The organism is Bradyrhizobium sp. SHOUNA76 (genome assembly GCF_023006445.1).
Taxonomy (GTDB): Bacteria; Pseudomonadota; Alphaproteobacteria; order Rhizobiales; family Xanthobacteraceae; genus Bradyrhizobium.
The window spans coordinates 1-3,553 of record NZ_JALBHA010000593.1 but is presented as its reverse complement, the minus strand read 5'-3'; the positions used below and the strand labels follow the sequence as shown (position 1 = coordinate 3,553).

Annotated in this window: 4 protein-coding genes; 1 reads left to right on the top strand and 3 read right to left on the bottom strand. The window is 65.6% G+C overall.

The annotated features are described in order from the left end of the window. Both MOV74_RS33895 and MOV74_RS33890 read right to left on the bottom strand, forming a co-directional pair. Positions 1 to 995, bottom strand: a 995-nt coding sequence (locus tag MOV74_RS33895; RefSeq protein ID WP_246931338.1) for a caspase family protein, incomplete at its 3' end; no start/stop codon positions are given. A gap of 257 nt (positions 996 to 1,252) precedes the next feature. After that, positions 1,253 to 1,615 (bottom strand): hypothetical protein, encoded by a 363-nt coding sequence (locus MOV74_RS33890; RefSeq protein WP_246931337.1) that lies wholly within the window; start codon positions 1,613 to 1,615, stop codon positions 1,253 to 1,255. A gap of 276 nt (positions 1,616 to 1,891) precedes the next feature. Between MOV74_RS33890 and MOV74_RS33885 the strand changes: the two genes are divergently transcribed. After that, positions 1,892 to 2,752 (top strand): class I SAM-dependent methyltransferase, encoded by an 861-nt coding sequence (locus tag MOV74_RS33885; RefSeq protein ID WP_246931336.1) that lies wholly within the window; start codon positions 1,892 to 1,894, stop codon positions 2,750 to 2,752. Positions 2,753 to 2,875: 123 nt separating this feature from the next. Here the strand turns inward: MOV74_RS33885 and MOV74_RS33880 are convergent. Further along, positions 2,876 to 3,553: cation diffusion facilitator family transporter (locus tag MOV74_RS33880; protein WP_246931335.1), on the bottom strand; the 678-nt coding region annotated here is incomplete at its 5' end.

Here is a 3,553-nt window from a genome sequence, read left to right as displayed (position 1 = left end):
CGGGCCCTGGCGTCTTCAGCGTGACGTGCCTTCTCGGCTGCGGCTGCGCGCGCCTCTTCGGCCGCGACGTTCTTCAGTTGCGCACGGGCGAGGCCGGCATAGAACCCGTCGGGATAGGCCTGAAGGAAGGCTTCCCATGCGTCCCGATTGCCCGCCTGCAGCGCCAGCTCGTAATCCCGGCGGATTGCGTCCTGTGGGCTCGCTTGCGGTCCTGCGGCAACAGGCTTGGCCGGGATCAGCGCGACGTCATCGCCGCCGAGCGAGCCGTAGACATAAGGCTCCTGCTTGTAGCCGGTGTTCTTGAGGACATCGTCGCGGACGAAGCCGAACGCCTTGCGCAGGTCGAGCCCGGGGGTGGGGAGCCGTTCGACCAGCGCAGCGGCAAACGGGCTGTTCCTGGAATCGCCGTCCGAGGCGGTCGAGCCGGCCTTGGCCGCAAAGGCGATCATGGTGTTCGGGCTGGTCGGCTCGACCTTGGCGAGGCCACGCCCGATGGCGCGCGCGGCAATCGTCCGCTTCATGGTTTTGGAGAACGGATTGTCGCGGCAGGCATCCAGGATCACAAGGCGGAGCTGCTTGGCCGGCTCGACGGCGAACAGGGCGCGTTCCAGCGGTAGCGTCTCGTCGAGCACATCGCTGTCGGTCTCGAGCGTGGCATCGGTGGGGATCAAATAGTTGGTGCCGTCCAGCTCGATGCCGTGACCGGCATAGTAGACCACGGCCACATCGGCTTCGCGCGTCCTGCCGCCGAAGTCGCGGAGCGCCCGGCGCATCTCGGCGGCATTGAGGTCCAGCTTGACGTCGACGCTATCGAACCCGGCCTTCCTGAACATGCCGCCGACGAGGCTCGCATCATTCACCGGGTTGGTCAGTCTGGTTGCACTCTTGTAGGCGGAATTGCCGATCACCAGCGCGACGCGCTTCTCGGCCCTCGCGTCGCCAAGACCGAGCCAACACGCCAGGAAGAAAAGAATGGTGAGCCGTAGAACGGCCATGCTGCCCCCGGATCGCCTGCAATCAGACTAGCCAGAGTCTCTCTAAAGGCAAGGCGTCGATCTGTGACGGCCGTCACAAAGTTGGATTAGCGTTTATCGCCAGGCCTCGTTCCTGAGGACGTCCGGTTCGAGTAGAGCAGCCCTGCAGCGGACCCGCTGCAGGGCAATTCTCTTCGTACCGCGGATCTCGTTGTCCGGCCGAGGAGGCGGCGATCGTGCTCGCCGCTGCCGTGATGCGCCTTAAAACCCGTCTGATCTCAGGCTGTCTTGGTGAACATCGTCAGGACACCGTCGGCGATGTTGATCGCGACGACTTGGGACGAACTCAAGCCCTTGGCCTTGAGCACGGAGGCTGCCTGCGGCGTGGCGTCGATGGACTGCCGAAGCGACTGGATGTCTTGATCGGTTGTGTGCGCCACGAGCTCATCGACTTTCGCGCGCACCGCCGGCTGCAATTCCTTGACGTCCACGACCTGTATGCTCCGGATCTCCGTGCGGGACTGCGTGGAGGGCTGTTCCGCGCCGGGTTGCGACGATGCTCCCTGTGCCTGCACCAGAGCAGGTGTTCCGAGGGAGAGAGCTGCAACGATGACGGATGCCGTGAAGCTGCGCATGGTCATGCCTTTCCAGTTTGAGGAGCGGCGACCCTATCGAGGAAATCTGGTTGGCATCTGATTCCGGTGTGGCCGTTCGGTGAAACCAATGCGGCCGCAATGCGCACGGATGAGACCGGCTGTGTCGGGTCGGTGACGTCCCAGCGTCGCGAAGGAGAGCGGCGCTCAGCCCGCCTGGGTTCCGGGAAAGGGTGCGCCGGACATCCCGACGTGATATCGCCGGTATGCTGTTGTCGAACCGCGACGGGACGGGCATCGCGAATGGGAATGACCGGGGACATCATGCAACAACCAAGCGGACACGCCGAGAACGCCGACCAGATCGCCTATTGGAACGGCCCGAGCGGGCAGCGCTGGGCTGATCGCCATGCGGCGCAGGAGAGCCTGCTCGGCCCCATTGCCGACGCGCTGATCGACCGCGCCAAGCCGAAGCCGGGCGAGCGCGTCCTCGATGTCGGTTGCGGCTCCGGGGCGACGACGTTCGCGTTCGCGAAGGCGGTGTCCCCGAACGGTTTTGCGCTCGGTCTCGACGTGTCCGAGCCGATGCTGTCACAGGCGCGCGCGTCTGCGCCAAAAGGCCTGCCGCTCGATTTCGTGCTGGCGGATGCGACGGTGCATCCGTTCGAGCCGGCCAGCTTTGACCTGCTGACCTCGCGCTTCGGCGTGATGTTCTTTGCCGATCCCATTGCGTCCTTCACCAACCTCCGCCGCGCGCTGAAGCCGACCGGGCGGCTCGCCTTCGGCTGCTGGCGCGAGCCGAAGGAAAACCCCTGGATGATGGCGCCGCTGATGGCGGTCTACAAACACGTGCCGAAAATGCCGCCGGTCGGGCCGGAGGAGCCGGGCCCGTTCGCGTTCGCCTCGGAAGAGCGCGTGATGCGCATCCTGAAGGGAGCAGGCTTCGTCGACGTGGCGATGGAGCCGCACAATCTGGCGATGGATGTCGCGATCGGCGGCGGCCTCGATGCGGCCGTGGACGGCGCGTTGCAGATCGGCCCGGCCAGCCGCGCGCTGCAGGGCCATCCGCCGGAGACGTATGATGCAGCAAAAGCCTCCATCCGCGAGATGCTCACGCCGTTCCTGAAGGGGCAGTCGGTCGCGTTGCAAGGCGCGATCTGGATTGTCACGGCGAAGGTGGGGTAGGGCGCAGCTCTCTCCACCGTCATTGCGAGCGAAGCGAAGCAATCCAGAATCCCTCCGCGGGGACAGTCTGGATTGCTTCGTCGCTTCGCTCCTCGCAATGACGACGTAGGGCATTGTAGCCCCTCACACCACATCGTCCGGCGCCAGCGCGCAGCCATTGTCCGGATGGGTCTCGACCTGAAGCGTGGTGTGGCCGATGCGGAACGAGGCCTTCAGCAGCTGCGCGGTCTCCATCAGGAAGGCATCGCCGGTGCCGGTGGGCATGACGAGGTGGCAGGTCAGGGCGGTCTCGGTGGTCGAGATCGGCCAGACGTGGAGATCGTGGATCGCCGAGACGCCGGGCCGCGCGAGCAAAAACGCCCTGATCGCTGCAAGGTCGGTGCCCTTCGGCGCGGCCGCCATCGACATGTCGATCGAGCCGCGCAAGAGGCTTGTCGTGCTCCACAGGATGGTGGCGCAGATCACGAGGCTGGTGACGGGGTCGAGCCAGAGCCAGCCGGTCCAGATGATCAGCGCCGCCGAGACCACGACGCCGAGCGAGACCGCGGCGTCGGCCGCCATGTGCAAGTACGCGCCTTCGATGTTGATGTCGTCCTTGCGCCCGCTTGCAAACAGCATGGCCGTGAAACCGTTGATGAGAATGCCGATGCCGGCGACCACCATCACAGTGACGCCTGCGACCGGCTCCGGCTCGCGCAGGCGCAAAATCGCCTCCCAGCCGATCGCGCCGGTTGCGACCAGCAGGAACACCGCGTTGGCCAGCGCCGCCAGGATGGTGGAGGCGCGAAAGCCGTAGGTGAA